Source organism: Psychromonas sp. Urea-02u-13 (assembly GCF_002835995.1).
Taxonomy (GTDB): domain Bacteria; phylum Pseudomonadota; class Gammaproteobacteria; order Enterobacterales; family Psychromonadaceae; genus Psychromonas.
Map to the genome: position 1 here is coordinate 1 of NZ_PJBZ01000051.1, position 16599 is coordinate 16599.

16 protein-coding genes and 5 tRNA genes are annotated in these 16599 nt (G+C 39.4%); 12 read left to right on the top strand and 9 right to left on the bottom strand.

Translation table 11 applies throughout. The annotated features are described in order from the left end of the window. On the top strand, nucleotides 1-1218 hold a 1218-nt coding region (locus CXF74_RS07890; RefSeq protein ID WP_101081877.1), incomplete at its 5' end, for an HD-GYP domain-containing protein. A 65-nt stretch (nucleotides 1219-1283) separates the two neighbouring features. Here CXF74_RS07890 and gloA read toward each other — a convergent pair. Beyond that, entirely contained in the window at nucleotides 1284-1688 is a 405-nt protein-coding gene (gene gloA / locus CXF74_RS07895) for a lactoylglutathione lyase (RefSeq protein ID WP_101081878.1), read from the bottom strand. Nucleotides 1689-1749: 61 nt separating this feature from the next. Beyond that, the gene (locus CXF74_RS07900; protein WP_101081879.1) at nucleotides 1750-2160 is read right to left on the bottom strand and encodes a hypothetical protein; all 411 of its coding nucleotides are present in this window, start codon (nucleotides 2158-2160) and stop codon (nucleotides 1750-1752) included. A gap of 142 nt (nucleotides 2161-2302) precedes the next feature. Between CXF74_RS07900 and CXF74_RS07905 the strand changes: the two genes are divergently transcribed. Then, nucleotides 2303-3640, top strand: coding sequence for a BamA/TamA family outer membrane protein (locus CXF74_RS07905; RefSeq protein ID WP_232772471.1), 1338 nt, complete (start codon nucleotides 2303-2305; stop codon nucleotides 3638-3640). A gap of 340 nt (nucleotides 3641-3980) precedes the next feature. On the opposite strand, the gene CXF74_RS07910 is transcribed toward CXF74_RS07905, so the two are convergent. The 5 genes from CXF74_RS07910 to CXF74_RS07930 form a co-directional block, all read right to left on the bottom strand. Further along, nucleotides 3981-4057, bottom strand: a tRNA-Pro gene (locus CXF74_RS07910). Nucleotides 4058-4142: 85 nt separating this feature from the next. Next, nucleotides 4143-4218, bottom strand: a tRNA-His gene (locus tag CXF74_RS07915). 53 nt (nucleotides 4219-4271) lie between these two features. Next, a tRNA-Pro gene (locus tag CXF74_RS07920) sits at nucleotides 4272-4348 on the bottom strand. A gap of 26 nt (nucleotides 4349-4374) precedes the next feature. Further along, a tRNA-His gene (locus tag CXF74_RS07925) sits at nucleotides 4375-4450 on the bottom strand. 54 nt (nucleotides 4451-4504) lie between these two features. After that, nucleotides 4505-4581 (bottom strand) — tRNA-Arg (locus CXF74_RS07930). A gap of 233 nt (nucleotides 4582-4814) precedes the next feature. Here CXF74_RS07930 and rnr point away from each other — a divergent pair. Together rnr and rlmB are read left to right on the top strand one after the other, a co-directional pair. Further along, on the top strand, nucleotides 4815-7373 hold the full coding sequence (gene rnr, locus CXF74_RS07935) for a ribonuclease R (protein ID WP_101081881.1): 2559 nt from the start codon (nucleotides 4815-4817) through the stop codon (nucleotides 7371-7373). Nucleotides 7374-7444: 71 nt separating this feature from the next. Beyond that, complete coding sequence (gene rlmB, locus CXF74_RS07940) at nucleotides 7445-8185, top strand: 23S rRNA (guanosine(2251)-2'-O)-methyltransferase RlmB (protein WP_101081882.1); 741 nt, start codon at nucleotides 7445-7447, stop codon at nucleotides 8183-8185. Between the two features lie 42 nt (nucleotides 8186-8227). Here the strand turns inward: rlmB and CXF74_RS07945 are convergent, their stop codons facing one another. Continuing rightward, a complete protein-coding gene (locus tag CXF74_RS07945; protein ID WP_101081883.1) occupies nucleotides 8228-9499 on the bottom strand; it encodes a DUF481 domain-containing protein in 1272 nt (423 codons plus the stop codon). 216 nt (nucleotides 9500-9715) lie between these two features. Here CXF74_RS07945 and rpsF point away from each other — a divergent pair, with 216 nt between their 5' ends. The 8 genes from rpsF to CXF74_RS07985 all read left to right on the top strand — a co-directional run bounded on the left by rpsF (nucleotide 9716) and on the right by CXF74_RS07985 (nucleotide 14785). Then, a complete protein-coding gene (gene rpsF / locus CXF74_RS07950; protein WP_101081884.1) occupies nucleotides 9716-10096 on the top strand; it encodes a 30S ribosomal protein S6 in 381 nt (126 codons plus the stop codon). An 8-nt stretch (nucleotides 10097-10104) separates the two neighbouring features. Further along, a complete protein-coding gene (priB, locus tag CXF74_RS07955) occupies nucleotides 10105-10410 on the top strand; it encodes a primosomal replication protein N (RefSeq protein ID WP_101081885.1) in 306 nt (101 codons plus the stop codon). A gap of 9 nt (nucleotides 10411-10419) precedes the next feature. Continuing rightward, nucleotides 10420-10647 (top strand): 30S ribosomal protein S18, encoded by a 228-nt coding sequence (gene rpsR, locus CXF74_RS07960; RefSeq protein ID WP_094752566.1) that lies wholly within the window; start codon nucleotides 10420-10422, stop codon nucleotides 10645-10647. Between the two features lie 16 nt (nucleotides 10648-10663). Beyond that, nucleotides 10664-11116 (top strand): 50S ribosomal protein L9, encoded by a 453-nt coding sequence (gene rplI, locus CXF74_RS07965; protein WP_101081886.1) that lies wholly within the window; start codon nucleotides 10664-10666, stop codon nucleotides 11114-11116. Nucleotides 11117-12174: 1058 nt separating this feature from the next. Then, entirely contained in the window at nucleotides 12175-13197 is a 1023-nt protein-coding gene (locus CXF74_RS07970) for a hypothetical protein (RefSeq protein WP_101081887.1), read from the top strand. Between the two features lie 177 nt (nucleotides 13198-13374). Further along, the gene (locus CXF74_RS07975; protein ID WP_157822357.1) at nucleotides 13375-14076 is read left to right on the top strand and encodes a formylglycine-generating enzyme family protein; all 702 of its coding nucleotides are present in this window, start codon (nucleotides 13375-13377) and stop codon (nucleotides 14074-14076) included. Nucleotides 14077-14093: 17 nt separating this feature from the next. Further along, the gene (locus CXF74_RS07980; protein WP_101081889.1) at nucleotides 14094-14393 is read left to right on the top strand and encodes a hypothetical protein; all 300 of its coding nucleotides are present in this window, start codon (nucleotides 14094-14096) and stop codon (nucleotides 14391-14393) included. Nucleotides 14394-14401: 8 nt separating this feature from the next. Further along, nucleotides 14402-14785, top strand: coding sequence for a hypothetical protein (locus CXF74_RS07985; protein ID WP_101081890.1), 384 nt, complete (start codon nucleotides 14402-14404; stop codon nucleotides 14783-14785). A 279-nt stretch (nucleotides 14786-15064) separates the two neighbouring features. Here the strand turns inward: CXF74_RS07985 and lysS are convergent, their stop codons facing one another. Continuing rightward, nucleotides 15065-16582: a lysine--tRNA ligase gene (gene lysS / locus CXF74_RS07990; protein WP_101081891.1), complete on the bottom strand. Its 1518-nt coding sequence runs from the start codon at nucleotides 16580-16582 to the stop codon at nucleotides 15065-15067. Nucleotides 16583-16599: the final 17 nt, after the last annotated feature.

Sequence of the window (16599 nt, forward strand, 5' to 3'; positions counted from 1 at the left end):
ATCAAACTCCCCTGCACATGGGGAGGTCATCCTTTTCTATTCAGTAGCTTCAAAATACAAGATGAAGATCAGATTCAGGTTTTACAATCGTTAAGCTTTAATCATGTTTTCTACCTTCCAGAAAAAAGTGATGCTAGCCCATTACCAGCAAATACGGGTAAACCTGAAAATATAGAGATCGATAAAAAAAAGAGTTACTTAGATGTGCTCTGGCAAGAAAAAGAACGCCGTATTGAAGAACAAAAAGCTTATTTACGTAACCTGCGTAAATGTGAAACACAGTTTAAAAAATCGCTTTCCGTGGTACGTGCTATTAATCTCAAACTAGGTAATCAGGCACCACAGGCATTAGCTGATGCTAAAGAATTAATTATCCATATTACAGAGAAATTGAATAACAGTAAAAGCACCGTATTGCATTTAATGGAAGAAGGTCAAGAAGGCGACAAATACCATAGCCATGTTTTTCATGTGTCCATTCTCGCAATAATTCTCGGTAAAGCACTGGCATTGTCTGAGCAGGAGTTAGTGTATTTAGGTTTAGGCGTACTGTTCCATGATTTAGGAAAAAGTAAAATACCCAACCAAATTTTGCACAATAGACCTAATGTGAGTGTTGCTGAAAATAATTATTATAAAATTCACGTACGTTATGCGCAGGATCAAATTAATAATATCCAAGGGTTTCCCGATGCAGTGGCCGAAATCGTCAGCCAACATCATGAATTTTTAGACGGAAGCGGTTATCCTAAAAAACTAAAAGGCGATCAAATAAACCTACTCACACAAATTGTGAGCATCGCTAATGAATATGACAACCTATGTAATCCCAGTGACCAACACCCGACACGCACGCCTTATCATGCTTTATCACACCTTTATAAGAATCGTGGCAAGCAGCTAAATAAAGAGGTGCTCGGTTTAATGGTTAAAGAACTCGGTATTTATCCGCCAGGTTGTATTGTGCAACTGTGTAACGGAAAACTGGCATTAGTAATGAGTGTCAGCAAAGAGAATATCCTGCAACCTAATGTCATGATTTACGACCCCTCTATTCCTAAAAGTGATGCGCCTATTATTGCCCTTAGTGAAAAAGAGTTAAAAATAGACAAGGTGATCATTCCCAACAAATTACCAGAGAATATTCAAGAGTATTTAAACCCACGCGCACGTGTGAATTATTATTTTGAGCATGAAGAAGAGAGTAGTGCAGGATAATAGAGGAAAATATTTAGAGAAAAATTAACACAGGAGGCTAGGCTCCTGTGTTTGCCAAGTAGGTATTAACCTAACCCTTGACCCGCATCTTTTTTATTGATCAGTTCAATCATATAACCGTCAGGATCTTTAACAAAAGCAATCACAGTCGTGCCACCTTTAACAGGACCAGCATCACGTGTAATCTCACCACCCATCGCTTTGATCTTTTCACAGGTTGCATAAATGTCATCAGTTTCAATGGCAATATGACCATAACTATTTCCTAGGTCATACTCTGATGTTCCCCAGTTATAAGTTAGCTCTAATACCGTTGTTTCTGTTTCATCGCCGTAACCTAAAAAAGCTAACGTATATTCATACTGCTCATTTTCAGACTGACGAAGTAATTTCATCTCTAAAATTGAAGTATAAAAATCAATTGATTTTTGTAAGTCACCCACGCGTAACATGGTATGTAATAAACGCATAAAATTTTCCCTATAAATGTAAAAAGGGCTGACGCCCTTTCTCTTCTGAATAATGTTTGGATTAAAAGGCGTAACGAATACCGATTGCAAAATCTAATTCAAAATTGAGTTTGTCACGATCTAAGTCTAAATCTAGTGCGGGGGCAAGTTGCCCGTAAACATCCCACTTGGCAGCAAAAGGTAACGTTAATCCTAATGGTACACGTGCGCCAATACTGTCATTGCCAGACCAGTTATAATAAGCGCCACCACCAACATACCAATTAAATGGAATATCTTCAGTGAAGCTACCTTGCTTAACAATGTAATCGCCACTGATGCCATCATTACCAATAAAGGCCTGAATATTTTCAAACTGGCCAGTAACGCCAAAACCTTGATCCACTGCGATACCAATTTTATTAGCCGCTAATACAGAAGTTGTGGTCAACAATCCCGTGATACAAAGCAAACTCATTAATAGCTTTTTCATGGTTTGTCTTTTGCCTTTTTATCATTAAATAATGGCCTAAAGTCTATATAATAAGCATCCACTACTCAACTCCTTTTCTGCAATGCCATCGGTAGTATATACTGAGCCCACACACTCCGGCCCAGCTTATAATGATATGAAATTGCTTTATTTAACAAAAAATCTCTTACCCACTTTACTTCTTTCTGTCTTTTGTAACAGCATTAACGCCAGTGAGTTTTTAATAGAAGATCTCAACCGAGATAAAAACAAACAACAAACTTGGGTCGTTTTACCTTATGTCTTCAGCTCAGATAGTATGGGGTTCACTATGGGTGCGGTGGGTATTTTTGCCGGTTACATTCAACCTCAAATGTCGATTGTCGCCACTACTTTTATTGGTGAAGAATTAGAAGTAAAACATAACGATTTAAGAGAATCTGAAACCGAACGAACCTCAGGTGCGATGTTAGCAATCAATGGTTATCGCCCTAGCTTTTCCAATCGTTTATTTGTCAGTGCTATTGGCGCTTATGGTTATTACCCTAATCAACGCCTGTATATCGAAGGCGGTAATGACTCTGAAAAAGATCTAGAAAACAATGACTATAATGCAACCACGCCATTACAGACACAGGGTTATAACAATTGGTTTAAAGGCGATGTGCGTTTTGTTTTACCTTGGGGTGAAAGCAAAAACCAAGTGCTCCCTAAAATTCAGTTACAGCGAGGCATTGCTGTTAACCGTGATCATATTGGCGGTGGAGCACCTTTTTCGACCGGGCAAACGCTAATTGGTAGTGAGATTTTTTACTCCAAATGGACGGCCGATAAATTCCTTGAATCACAAGAAATTAATACCAATGGTGTACGCCTCTTCCTCGAACATGATAATACCGACTACCCAAGTAACCCATCTCGTGGTTACGCGTTTAGCGCAAAAGCATCTGCTGACTTTGGCACAGGCAACTCAACACAAAGCTGGAACTCTCTTGAAGTGGATTACTCACATTACCTGGAGTTTGAAAACGTCTCTTGGAGTCGTCAAAGTGTTGTTGCCCTTAACGTCTGGAGTGCTTATAGCCCTTCTTGGAAAGACTCGGAAACCCTTTATGACAATGGTTCACTAAAAAAACACCAAACACCAATGTGGGAAGGTGCAAGACTCGGTGGTTGGACCAGAATGCGCGCTTACGATAACAACCGTTTTAATGATAAAGCGGCACTTTATGGTGCTATTGAATATCGTATTATTCCCCGTATCAACCCACTTGCCGATCTCGCTTGGAATCCTATTCCTGTTGATTGGTTTCAATTCGTGTTATTTGCAGAAGCTGGACGTGTTGCAGAAAAATATGATGTTGGTTTATTACTCTCGGATATGAAATATGATGTTGGTTTTAGTATCCGCGCGTTAGCCGCTAAAGTGCCAGTACGTTTTGAAATGGCCTTTGGTGAAGAAGGTAGTGCGATGTGGTTTATGTTAAAACAGCCTTTCTAATGCCCCACGGCTTTCTTTAAAGGGTTCGAATCAATGAATGCCCCTCGATTGCTTTTCAAAGGCTCCTAAAACGAAAAAATCCGCTTAAATCTAAGAGCTAAGCAGATTATTCTTAATGTGGTCGGTGATAAAGGATTCGAATCAACGAATGCCCCTCGATTGCTTTTCAAAGGTTCCTAAAACGAAAAAATCCGCTTAACTCTAGGAGCTAAGCGGATTCATCTAAATGTGGTCGGTGATAAAGGGTTCGAATCAATGAATGCCCCTCGATTGCTTTTCAAAGGTACTTAAAACGAAAAAACCCGCTTAATCCAATGGACTAAGCGGGTTTATCTAAATGTGGTCGGTGATAAAGGATTCGAACCTTTGACCCCCTGGTCCCAAACCAGGTGCGCTACCAAGCTGCGCTAATCACCGAGATTTTTAGATTTAGTCTGTAGACTAAGTCTTTGGCTATTAGCTATGCTAACCACCGATTATCTCGTTTTACATCAAGAAAAGATGGGGCGAATGACGGGGATTGAACCCGCGACAACCGGAATCACAATCCGGGGCTCTACCAACTGAGCTACATCCGCCACTAAACAAAAAAACCTGTCTAACATTATCAGTTAAACAGGCTCTTCGAATGTGGTCGGTGATAAAGGATTCGAACCTTTGACCCCCTGGTCCCAAACCAGGTGCGCTACCAAGCTGCGCTAATCACCGAGAATCAATTTTACATCTAGAAAAGATGGGGCGAATGACGGGGATTGAACCCGCGACAACCGGAATCACAATCCGGGGCTCTACCAACTGAGCTACATCCGCCACTAAATACTAAAGAACTGAAATATTACTTTGAACTATTGTCTTCCGAAACATTGGCGCACCCGACAGGAGTCGAACCTGCGGCCTTTGCCTCCGGAGGGCAACGCTCTATCCAGCTGAGCTACGGGTGCTCACGTCTTTAGCGTGGCGCGAATATTACTCAAGCTTTGAATTTCTGTCTACTCTTTTTTGATGATTTACCCAAAATAACCGCTGAGTGTCTATTGTTCGAACAAATTCTCTTAGTAATCATCATTATCTGGCCGAAATACAATAAACCTAAAGCCCAAAAGGTTAATAAATAATGTGATCTAGTCTTTTTCAGATATACTTTCCAGTACTTACATTATTTAGAGCCTTCAATATGACACAAGACCCACACATCGAACGAGAATCACAGACTTACGAGCACCCAGTGCCTAGCCGTGAGTTCATTTTAGAGTTTATGCAAAAACAAGCTAAACCCATTACACGTGATGCAATATTTAAAGCCTTTTCACTAAGCAGTGAAGAAGAAGCAGAAGGTTTACGCCGACGCTTGAAAGCAATGGAACGTGATGGTCAACTTGTGTGGTGTCGTAAATCAACGTATGCCCTACCTGAAAAACTAGACTTAGTGCAAGGTAAGGTTATCGGTCATAAAGATGGTTTTGGTTTCTTAAAGAGTCCAGACCAAGAAAAAGACCTGTTTTTACCCAACCACCAAATGCGTTTTCTTTTCCATGGTGATGAAGTATTAGCGCAACCTGTAAAAGTAGATTCTCGCGGTCGTACTGAAGCACGCTTTATAAGCCTAGTAACGGCTCGTCAAGGCACTATCGTCGGACGTTATTTTGTTGAAGATGGCCTGGCAATGGTTATTCCTGATGATTCTCGCATTAACCAACAGATTCTGATCAGCAAAGAAAATAACTGTGGTGCACGTCATGGGCAGATCGTGGTTGTTGAAATAACCAACCGCCCTAAAGCACGCTTTAGCGCAATGGGTAAAATTACTGAAGTATTAGGTCAAGACATGGAACCAGGCATGGAAGTTGAAATCGCCCTGCGTACCCATGACATTCCACATGAATGGCCAGAAGGTTTAGACAAAGAGTTAAAAGTATTTGGTGAGTTTGTTCCTGATCACGCGATTGAAGGCCGTGTTGATTTGCGCGAACTGCCATTAGTAACTATTGACGGCGAAGATGCACGTGATTTTGATGATGCAGTTTTCTGTCAAAAAGAACCTGGTGGTGGATGGCGCTTATGGGTTGCTATCGCAGATGTAAGTTATTACGTACGAAATAATACCATTTTAGATAAAGAAGCGATTAACCGTGGTAACTCAGTGTATTTCCCTGACCAAGTTATTCCGATGCTACCAGAAGTTTTATCTAACGGTCTTTGTTCACTGAATCCACAGGTTAACCGCCTATGTATGGTCAGTGAAATGGTCATTGGCAAAGATGGTCATTTAAAAAGCTCTAAGTTCTACGAAGCAGTCATGAAGTCACATGCGCGTTTTACTTATACAAAAGTATCTAAAATTCTTGAAGGTGATGAAGAGCTTCGTGAGCAGTACAATCCATTAGTACCTCACTTAGAAGAACTTGAGCATCTTTATAAAGCATTTAAAAGAGCACGTAAGATTCGTGGCGGTATGGAATTTGAAACATTAGAAGTACGTTTCTTATTTAATGAGGCACGTAAAATAGAATCAATCGTGCCATTAGTACGTAACGATGCACACAAGATCATCGAAGAATGTATGATCGCAGCGAACGTTGCTTCTGCACGTTTGATTGAAAGCGCACAGGCAGCCGCTCTATTCCGTGTTCATGAAACACCAAGTGAAGAGAAACTCGTTAACTTCCGTTCATTCCTTGGCGAACTTGGCTTAAGCCTAGGTGGCGGTGATAAACCTGCTCCACGTGATTACGCTGACTTAGCTGAAGTATTTGCAGGTCGTGAAGATAGCGAACTGTTACAAACCATGTTACTGCGCTCAATGAAACAAGCGGTTTACCAAGATGAAAACCTGGGTCACTTTGGTTTAGCACTCGGTGAATACTCTCACTTTACGTCGCCAATTCGCCGTTACCCAGATCTTATTCTGCATCGTGCAATCAAGTACCTTGTTAAGCATCAAGAGAAAGGTCAGCTTAAATCGAAATGGACTGAAACCGGTGGTTTCCATTACCAACACAGCGAAATGGGTGTGTTAGGTGAACATTGTTCAATGACAGAACGCCGCGCTGATGATGCAACCCGTGATGTAGCAGATGCACTGAAATGTGAATATATGCAGGATCACATTGGTGATGTCATGGTCGGAACGATTGCCGCAGTGACTAACTTTGGTTTCTTTGTGCGCCTAAACGACATTCACATTGATGGTTTAGTACATATTTCAGGGTTAATCAGCGATTATTATATTTTTGATGCTGGTAAACAGACCCTTAAAGGTGAACGCACAGGCCGTACTTACCGTATTGGTGATGTATTAGAAGTTAAAGTATTGTCGGTAAACTTAGATGATAAAAAAATCGACTTCGAACTGAATGATGAAGAAGTTGCAGGCCAGCGTAAACGTGGCTTAAAAGATGGTGATAAATCTAAGTCGGCACCTAAAAAAGATCGCCCGATTGATAAACGTAAGCGCAATAAAAAAGAACGTCAAGAAAATGAACAATCGACTGTTCAACCTGATGAAAAAGCAGAGAAAAAACCTAAGAAAGTATTTGTGAAAAACAGCAACAAGCTAACTGAAGAAGAGCTTGCAAAAAGAAAGGCGGCTAACAAACAGAAGAAAAAGCCTCAAAGAAAAATAGCACAAGGCGCAAAGAACACAGCCTCTTCTAAAAAGAAAAAAACAACGGCAACAGGCAAGAAAGCGAGTCGTGCAGCGCGCACAAATGCTAAGCCGAATAACAACAGATAGATAAACGAATATATAAATAACATTTGTAGGTGAAGCTTTAGCTTCACCTCTTTTATAAAGAGATAAGCAAGATGAGCAAAAGTGAATTAATTTACGGCATGCATGCCGTTGATGCGGTATTAGAAACGCAACCAGAACGTGTTATTGAAATTTACACGCTAAAAGGTCGTGATGATCAACGTTTAACTGATATCACTGAAAAAGCACAACAATGGGGGATTTCGGTGCAACAGATGCTACGTAAATCGCTTGATGAAAAAGCCAATGATGAGCAACATCAAGGTATTATTGCACGTATAAAAATTGCAAAAGTATTAACCGATAACGATTTAGAGCCTATTCTTGATGAATTAACTGAGCCTCCTTTTTTACTTATCTTAGACGGTGTCACTGACCCGCATAATTTAGGTGCTTGTTTACGTAGTGCTGATGCTGCCGGTGTACACGCGGTTATCATTCCTAAAGATAACTCAGCAAGCTTTACACCTGTTGTGCGTAAAGTTGCCTGTGGCGCAGCAGAGTCTGTACCGCTTATTCACGTGACTAACTTGGCACGTTGCATGCGTAACCTACAAGAGAAAGGTATTTGGATATACGGTACGGCAGGCGAAGCTGAACAAGAGGTTTACGACTGTAAATTTTCTGGTGGCATCGCGATTGCAATGGGCGCGGAAGGTAAAGGTTTACGTCGCTTAACACGTGAACATTGTGACGAACTGATTAAACTGCCAATGGCCGGTGCAGTTTCAAGCTTAAACGTATCAGTAGCTACTGGCGTTTGTTTGTTTGAAGTCGTACGCCAAAGACGATAAATAAAGCTGACAGCTGACAGCTATAAGCCGTCAGCTGATTTTCTAAAATGCATACAACAAACTCAACCCACTACTTACTTCTTTATTCACCGTATCAACAGGTACATTTTCAGTAAATTTGTAATCAAAACTAAAAGTAAGATATAACTCTTGGTAGATTCGATTCTGCGCTTTAAAACTCAAACTATAAACACTATTAGAGTGCCCTGCTTCTAACACGGTATCGACTTTCACTTGTAAGCTATCAGTAATAATTCGCTCGTAATTAAGCCGAGTACGCACAATAAACTCATCAATAGAAACCGCATCTTCGCCAACATTAGGCACTGCAAAACGATAACCAGGCCCAACTTCAGCGTTAAACTTATGTTTTTCATTACTAAAAAAGATACGTCCATAACCAACAGTAAAAATATCTTCCTGCTCATAACTTGAAAATTGGCTACGGTTTACATCACTACGCGCAAACATCAGGTTATGTGGGTCTAAATTATAATCAGACTGTAGCTGCCAACGATATTTTTCAGTGCTGGTTTCACCATCCTCATCTTCAAATTCAAAGTCTAAATCGCTGTTAATGTTGTATTTATCGGGTTCATCGTAATCTAAGATCAATCGTCCATTGACCGCTTTTGTTACTTGATTGTCTTGCTCATAAGTAAAACCAAATTCGACAGAACCAGAAAAACGCTTGGATTCTATTTCATCAGTTAGTGACTCTTTACCGATAGCCGTTGATTGTAACGATGATTTTTCCGCTGATTTTACATTCACTAAATCAGGTTGATACTCTATCGATTTTTTAACCAGATCAATATCCGTTTTAAAACGGTTATTCTCTGCTATTTTTGTTTGTTCTTCTAATTGCTCAATTTTACGCTGATGGCTAACTAATACCTCTTCACGATCGCGTAACGTATCTTGCAATGTAAATAATTGACGCTGTAGCTTTTTATTTTTGTTTTTCTGTTGGGTAACCTGAGCAGACTGGCGCTTATTCTTTTGTCGTGCTTTGTTAATCTGGCTATTTTTTTGCTCTATCGTTTTTTTAGCCAAGCTTAGCTGAGGTTGCAAATCTTCTGGCTCAGGCGCTAATGGATCATTAAGCAGAAAGTGGAAACCGTTCATTGATGCGATGCCAGCCTTATTCGATTTACTTTTTACACCCTCTACATTCTCTAAGACGATAAAAGAAGGATGAGAAGGCGCTGCCGATTCTGTCGCGTCAGGCAGGGGTTTATCGACAAATAGCCATACATTTGCAGTCAATACCGCGACATTCGCTAATAAGATATAAAACCATCGAGAGCCCACTAAATAATACTCACCATTAAATTATTGAAAGACTATTTTAAATAGTTAATGAATAGATGCAACTTGATAAATGTAAATGAAAGCTTAGCTTGCGTTGTTAATTATGAAACTGTATAATTTGTCGCCTTAAATCAGCCATCTTTTTTGTTCCTTGCTTCTATTTGGTACGGCTGATCCAAGTTCAGAAGCTACTAACCCGTAAGGAGCGATTTTTATATGCGTCATTATGAAATCGTAGTTATGGTTCACCCAGATCAGAGTGAACAAGTAAATGGTATGATCGAACGTTACACAGCATCTATTACAGAAGCTGGCGGAACGATCCATCGTCTAGAAGATTGGGGCCGTCGTCAATTAGCTTACCCAATCAACAAATTGCATAAAGCACACTATGTTCTTATGAACATTGAAGCAGAGCAAAACGTAATCGATGATTTGGAAACTGCTTTCCGTTTCAACGATGCAGTGATCCGCAACATGATCATGCGTACTAAAGCTGCTGTAACTGAAGCATCTGTTGTGGCAAAAGCAAGAGAGGAGCGTGCTCCTCGTGCTCCACGCCCAGACGCTGCTCCAGAAGCAACTGCTGAAGCATAAGAAACTTAGTGACTGAAAACTTTTTGCGTCTCTCAGGTGTTGTAACTGAAAAGCCAACATTTAAAGTTAGTCCAAGTGGTGTCGAACATTGTAATTTTACAATTGAACACCGCTCGGTGCAAAAAGAGGTTGAGTTACCACGCAATGCGTTTTGTTATATGCCCATTGCAACTAGTGGAACACTCGCTACTCAGTTAAAAAACACATTATCGAAAGGCATGCAGCTTCGTGTAAGTGGTTTTATCACTTTTCATAAAAGCGCCAACAATGTTGGCAAATTAGTGTTGCACGCTCAGTACATAGAACAAATTTGAGGAACTACCATGGCTCGTTATTTTCGCCGTCGTAAATTCTGTCGCTTCACTGCTGAAGGTGTTAGCGAAATTGATTACAAAGACGTACCAACGTTAAAAAACTACATTACTGAAAGTGGTAAAATTGTACCTAGCCGTATTACTGGCACATGTGCAAAATACCAACGTCAACTAGCGCGCGCTATCAAACGTGCACGTTACTTGTCGCTTATTCCTTACACAGATTTACACAAGTAAATAGGAGCTATAGATTATGGAAATTATCCTACAAGATACAGTTGCTAACCTTGGTAAACTTGGCGATAAAGTGAATGTTAAAGCAGGTTACGCACGTAACTTTCTTTTCCCACAGCAAAAAGCTTTACCAGCAAACAAAGCAAACTTAGAAGCTTTTGAAGCACGTCGTGCTGAATTAGAAGCTAAGCAAGCTGCTAACCTTGCTGCGGCACAAACACGTGGCGCGTCACTTGAAGCTTTAGAAGCGGTTGTTATCTCTTCTAAATCAGGTGATGAAGGTAAACTATTCGGTTCAATCGGTACTCGTGACATTGCTAACGCAATCACGGCTGCTGGTGTAGCTGTAGTTAAAAGTGAAGTTCGTCTTCCTGAAGGCGCTTTACGTAACACTGGTACTTACGAGATTGCAGTTTCTGTACACTCTGAAGTTTCAACTGTTGTTACAATTGAAGTTGTTGGCGAAGAGTAATCTTCCCTTAACAATTTCGATATAAAATACCTGCTTTCGAGCGGGTATTTTTTTGTCCAAAATTCGACAATACAAACAGAGTGAACAAAAACTGCGATTGCAGTTTCGCTATTTATGAACACTGGCTCTGACGTTTTAACCCTTGTTACAATTGAAGTTGTTGGCGAAGAGTAATCTTCCCTTAACAATTTCGATATAAAATACCTGCTTTCGAGCGGGTATTTTTTTGTCTAAAATTTAAGAGAAGCGATCAGCTGCCAGCCATTAGCAAAATAAAAACCTAATAACACCTCAAGGCTTATATTTTCAGCGAGCATAACTACAGCCTTTCCCATAAATACTGGTTTTCACTGATAACTGATAGCTAGTTACTGACGTACCCTATTATTGGCGAAGAGGCTTATTCCCTTAATAGCTTCGATATAAAATACCTGCTTTCGAGCGCTTACTTTGCACCGGAAGTTTTTCTCCAAAATTAGTAAATCAAAAGTTCAAGTAAAACGTTTAGAAATTGAATGTGAAACATTAAACAAGCGACGGTCACCTTTGCTAAAGAAACGAAGTGAAATATGCGTTTATTGTCCAAAATAAGAATAGCCTGAGCAATGGAACTAACGTGTCGTGTGTTGGGTGTGAAAATAATAATTACTACGGCGATCAAAAGCGAAAGCCTCAAATTCCTGTTGATCCACAGAACCAGTAGATGTTGCATTGGATCAAAAACATGCCGAGTTTAGGGATAATACCTATGGAGAAAAACTCATTCAAAAGGCATTAAATGCACTTGATATCCCTATCGGCCGTAAGAGAATTTCAATTATAGATTAGTATAGCTAACAGATTTTTAGTCTTTAGCTCCTAAATTGTAATTTTAGATATTAATGCCTCCCCAGCCAACTCAGTTTTATATTTCTCTGAATACAATTGAAGTTGCATCCTTCCCCGTAGTAATTTCATATTAACCCATGCAAAAATCAAATAAATATAATCACAATATTTACCTGATATTTAAATATGCTACTCTCTGGCAAACATTACAATATTCAAGGATGTATATAGTGAACAACATGTTAAATGCTTCTGGCATTACTGCAAGAGCCGCCCAATTATTTCCTAGTAACGTATTACAAGAAATGTATATGTCTCTAGATTCAGACTCAGAGTTTCAGCATGCAGGGGTTATTTTTGAATATGAAAAAAACCGTATAGGTAAACTATCAGTAAACCCAGGTAGTTTGATCCTCTCTCCTAGCAGTCATTACGATAAAAAAACATTAAGAGAAAGCTGCAGAGCAGATGGAAAAATAATATACATTCGTGAAGTTAGTTTCCCTAAACACGTACCTAATCATAAAAGAGTAGAACTAGTAAAGTCTACTCTCTGGGAGGAGTCAAAAAGCACAATGATCTCCTGTGCAGGAGCAGGTTCTGGCTGGGTATTGCTTTTTGCAGAAGCTGGTGGTGGCGGAGCTAGTTTCGGTGCAACTTGGGCTGCTATGCCATTAACTTTAGCTTCAACTTCAGCAGCAACTTTTCAATGTGGCACAGGCATTGGCAGGGTGATAAATGAAGTAAATGGTAACTCTGAGTATAATCAATGGCTAGATAGCTCTCCAACTTTTGCAACCGTAATGTTTGCCCTAGATGTAGTACAAGTAGCAGACTTAGCGAAGGCAGGCCTAGACTCAACGTCTCTATATTTTAAATTTAAACAGAACAAAGCTTTTGGACAAAATAAATTACTAAAAATGTATAAAGGTATGACTAGAGCTAACCGGAAAAAACTCGCAGAAGAAATTTTGAAAATTAACAACCCTAAATTATTAAAAAACCAAAAATTACTAAAAGAAGTTATACGAGGAAAGAAATTACTCGATGATGGTACACGTGCCACTAAGGTTTACAGTCAAGTACAGGTACAAAAATTAATTAGAAGTACTTTTTATAAAAGTTTTTTGTCTAAAACGGTTATCGCTACTGGGGTAGGAAGCGCGGCTACAATTCATGGCAGTGTGAAAAACTTGCCAAGCAAAGTACAAAACTCTATTAACTATGTAATTGGTATTACAACCAAAGCTTAGGCTTTTGAAAGGTATAACATGCTAAATAAAATCAAGCTAAGCTACTTACTTATTTCGATATTATTCATAGGAATTGCAGCTAGTTATGTTAGTTTAAGCCCCTTAGGGACAAGCAATAATAGCCATGAAATCACTTATATACAAGATAAACTAAGTAACGGAAATCTGGCCCCAAAGATGGTAATAATACCATCAGGCAAAGGAACTATTGGTGGTGAAAATTTTCGATCATTCCAGAATGAGGAGCCTATTTATCAAGTTACTATTAACACCTCCTATGCACTGAGTGAAACCGAAATTACTTTTGAGCAATACGACCTCTTTTGCCATGAGACAAATATACAATGCCCTAATGATGATGGATGGGGCCGTGGGCAACAACCCGTTATAAACGTCACTTGGGCTGATGCAATGGCATACACTGAGTGGCTAACCAAAAAAACAGGTGTAACTTACCGATTACCTAGCGAAGCTGAATGGGAGTTTGCTGCACGAGCAGGCCGAAACAGTAAATTTTGGTGGGGCAACGAATATGAGCAAGGTTTAGACCATTGCGACCGAGATTTAGGTGACTGCCCACAAGGAAGTGATCTCGCTCACCCATGGAAAGTCGGAATTTTGACTTCAAATCCATTCGGCCTATATGATGTAACCTCTAATGTTGCAGAATGGGTATTAGACTGCGCTTCTGATAGTCATGATAATGCCACTGGTAACCATGAGCCTAATTACAGCGGAAATTGTAGTGATAAAATAGTAAAAGGAGCCAACTGGTTAGACGCTCAGCCCTACGTGCATCACTCATCAAGAATGAGTTTGCCTAAATACTATACATCCTACGCAGTGGGTTTTAGGACATTAAGAGAAATAAGAAAATAGCCAGTAAAGGAATACAAATGATCACTACTTGCCCAAACTGCCAAGAAAAAATTAACACTAAAAATATAAAAGCAACTCAGAAAAAGGGCATTCACCTAGAAAAAAAATGCCCTTTTTGTGAAACTTGGTTTCGCTTAAAAGCACCGCTAGCAGTAATAAAAACAATAGGACTGTCATCACTATTAATTACTAGTTTGTTAAATATGTTTACAATTAAAAATGAATTAAGTTATATCTTTTCCAGCGTTGGATTTATTGGTATTGTGATTGCTTTGCTAATTACCTTTTGGGGAAAGCAAGAAAAAATTTATAACTGAATAACCTAATGAAAAAGTCTAAGTTAAAACAACACATACTCAGCAAAAGAAGATTATTGTTTAATAAGGCAGTAATTGTTGTTTTGGCCTGTGTACTTGGAACAGGCCTACTGCTCATTTCCATAGAGGCTATAGTCACTGGAATTATAGAATCCCCTAGTGATTATCGTTATGATGGTGATGTATATTATTTTGCAATTAGCCCCATAAACTTCCTTTTTTGGTTAACCTTTTACACCTCAAGCTCCATTTTTTCATTTTTAGTTCCTATTCGTTGTATGGATTCAATATTCCCTGTGAAAAAAGATAATAGTGAGAAGTTTAAAAACTCCAAAAAGAACAAAAAACTACGCAGAAGAGAACAACTAAAAACCCAAAAAGAGAATCAATAGGAGTAGAAGTTTATTTTAATTCTTACGTTAGAAAACGCCTTTTACGCAGATAAAATGCTTTAATTCAAGGCGAAATCGGACTTAGATGGTACTCCCTTTGCGAGATTTTCAACGAAGAAGGAAGTCATTTTAACCAGCGAAATAGATCAGCTATTTATTGTAATTGATATAAGCATGGCGATTCTGCCTTAAGCACAAAAAAGCCCCGTTAAATTAACGAGGCTCACTTTTTGACTTTACTGATAGCGAACAGCTAAAAACTGACCGCTATTTTTAAAGTTATTTTGCTTGTGGGCGCATATGCGGGAACAGTAATACGTCACGAATCGTATGGCTGTCAGTAAACAACATAACTAAACGGTCGATACCAATACCTTCACCCGCTGTTGGTGGTAAACCATGCTCAAGTGCTGTGATGTAATCAGCATCGTAGAACATAGCTTCATCATCACCAGACTCTTTCTGTGCTACTTGATCCATAAAGCGTTGCGCTTGATCTTCTGAATCATTTAACTCAGAGAAACCATTTGCAAGTTCACGACCACCAACAAAGAATTCAAAACGATCTGTTACATCTGGATCTTCGTCGTTACGGCGTGCAAGCGGTGATACTTCAGCTGGGTAAGCCGTAATAAACGTTGGTTGCATTAGTTTATGCTCAGCCGTTTCTTCAAAGATCTCTGTTAATACTTTACCTTCACCCCAGCTATCTTTCAGATTTACGTTGAAACGTTTAGCAACGGATTTTAGCCCTTCCATGCTATCTAATTCACTTGCTTCGATGCCATCGTTGTAAGTTAATACAGACTCTTTCATGGTCATGCGAATAAATGGTTGGCCGAAATCAAAGACTTCTTCACCGTAATTTACAACGCTTGAACCTAATACGTTTTCAGTGATCGTACGTAACATGTCTTCAGTTAAGTTCATTAGATCAATGTAATCAGCATACGCTTGGTAGAATTCGATCATAGTGAATTCTGGGTTATGACGTGTTGAAACACCTTCGTTACGGAAGCTACGGTTAATTTCGAATACACGCTCAAAACCACCAACCACTAAACGCTTAAGGTTTAATTCTGGTGCAATACGTAAATACATTGGTAAATCTAATGCATTATGGAATGTTTCAAATGGACGTGCAGTAGCGCCACCAGGGATTGCTTGTAGCATTGGCGTTTCTACTTCCATGAACTCACGCTCATTTAGGTAGTTACGAATAGCAGTCACAATCTTGTTACGTAGAATAAATGTCTTACGTGATTCTTCGTTAGCAATAAGATCAAGGTAACGTTGACGGTAACACGCTTCTGTATCTGATAAACCGTGGAATTTGTCAGGTAGTGGACGCAGTGCTTTAGTAAGAATACGAATTTCGCTTACTTTAATGCTTAACTCATCTGTTTTTGTTTTAAATAAAACACCCGTTGCACCAATAATATCGCCTAAATCCCACTTTTTAAATTCAGTGTTATAAAAACCTTCTTCTAAATTATCACGAGCAACATAAACTTGAACACGACCGCCCATATCTTGGATTGTCGCAAAACTTGCTTTACCCATGATACGACGAGTCATCATACGACCAGCAATGCTAACCTCTACAGCTAACTCTTCTAATTCTTCTTTTGTTTTTTCATTATATTTAGCATGTAGCTTGTCAGAGATATCTTTACGACGGAAATCATTTGGGAATGCTTGCCCTTTAGCACGCATTGCATCTAGTTTTTCTTTACGTGCAGCCAATATTTCACTTAACTCGACCTGCGGTGCTTCTGCTTTATTTTGCTCTGACATGATAATTCCTATCTGTT

Bases quoted from the DNA above. Each gene is read 5' to 3' on its own strand.
- CXF74_RS07980 (WP_101081889.1), top strand. From the start codon at position 14,094: ATGATCACTACTTGCCCAAACTGCCAAGAAAAAATTAACACTAAAAAT.
- rplI (WP_101081886.1), top strand. From the start codon at position 10,664: ATGGAAATTATCCTACAAGATACAGTTGCTAACCTTGGTAAACTTGGC.
- rlmB (WP_101081882.1), top strand. From the start codon at position 7,445: ATGAGCAAAAGTGAATTAATTTACGGCATGCATGCCGTTGATGCGGTA.
- CXF74_RS07985 (WP_101081890.1), top strand. From the start codon at position 14,402: ATGAAAAAGTCTAAGTTAAAACAACACATACTCAGCAAAAGAAGATTA.
- gloA (WP_101081878.1), bottom strand. From the start codon at position 1,688: ATGCGTTTATTACATACCATGTTACGCGTGGGTGACTTACAAAAATCA.
- rpsR (WP_094752566.1), top strand. From the start codon at position 10,420: ATGGCTCGTTATTTTCGCCGTCGTAAATTCTGTCGCTTCACTGCTGAA.
- CXF74_RS07975 (WP_157822357.1), top strand. From the start codon at position 13,375: ATGGTAATAATACCATCAGGCAAAGGAACTATTGGTGGTGAAAATTTT.
- rnr (WP_101081881.1), top strand. From the start codon at position 4,815: ATGACACAAGACCCACACATCGAACGAGAATCACAGACTTACGAGCAC.
- rpsF (WP_101081884.1), top strand. From the start codon at position 9,716: ATGCGTCATTATGAAATCGTAGTTATGGTTCACCCAGATCAGAGTGAA.
- lysS (WP_101081891.1), bottom strand. From the start codon at position 16,582: ATGTCAGAGCAAAATAAAGCAGAAGCACCGCAGGTCGAGTTAAGTGAA.
- CXF74_RS07900 (WP_101081879.1), bottom strand. From the start codon at position 2,160: ATGAAAAAGCTATTAATGAGTTTGCTTTGTATCACGGGATTGTTGACC.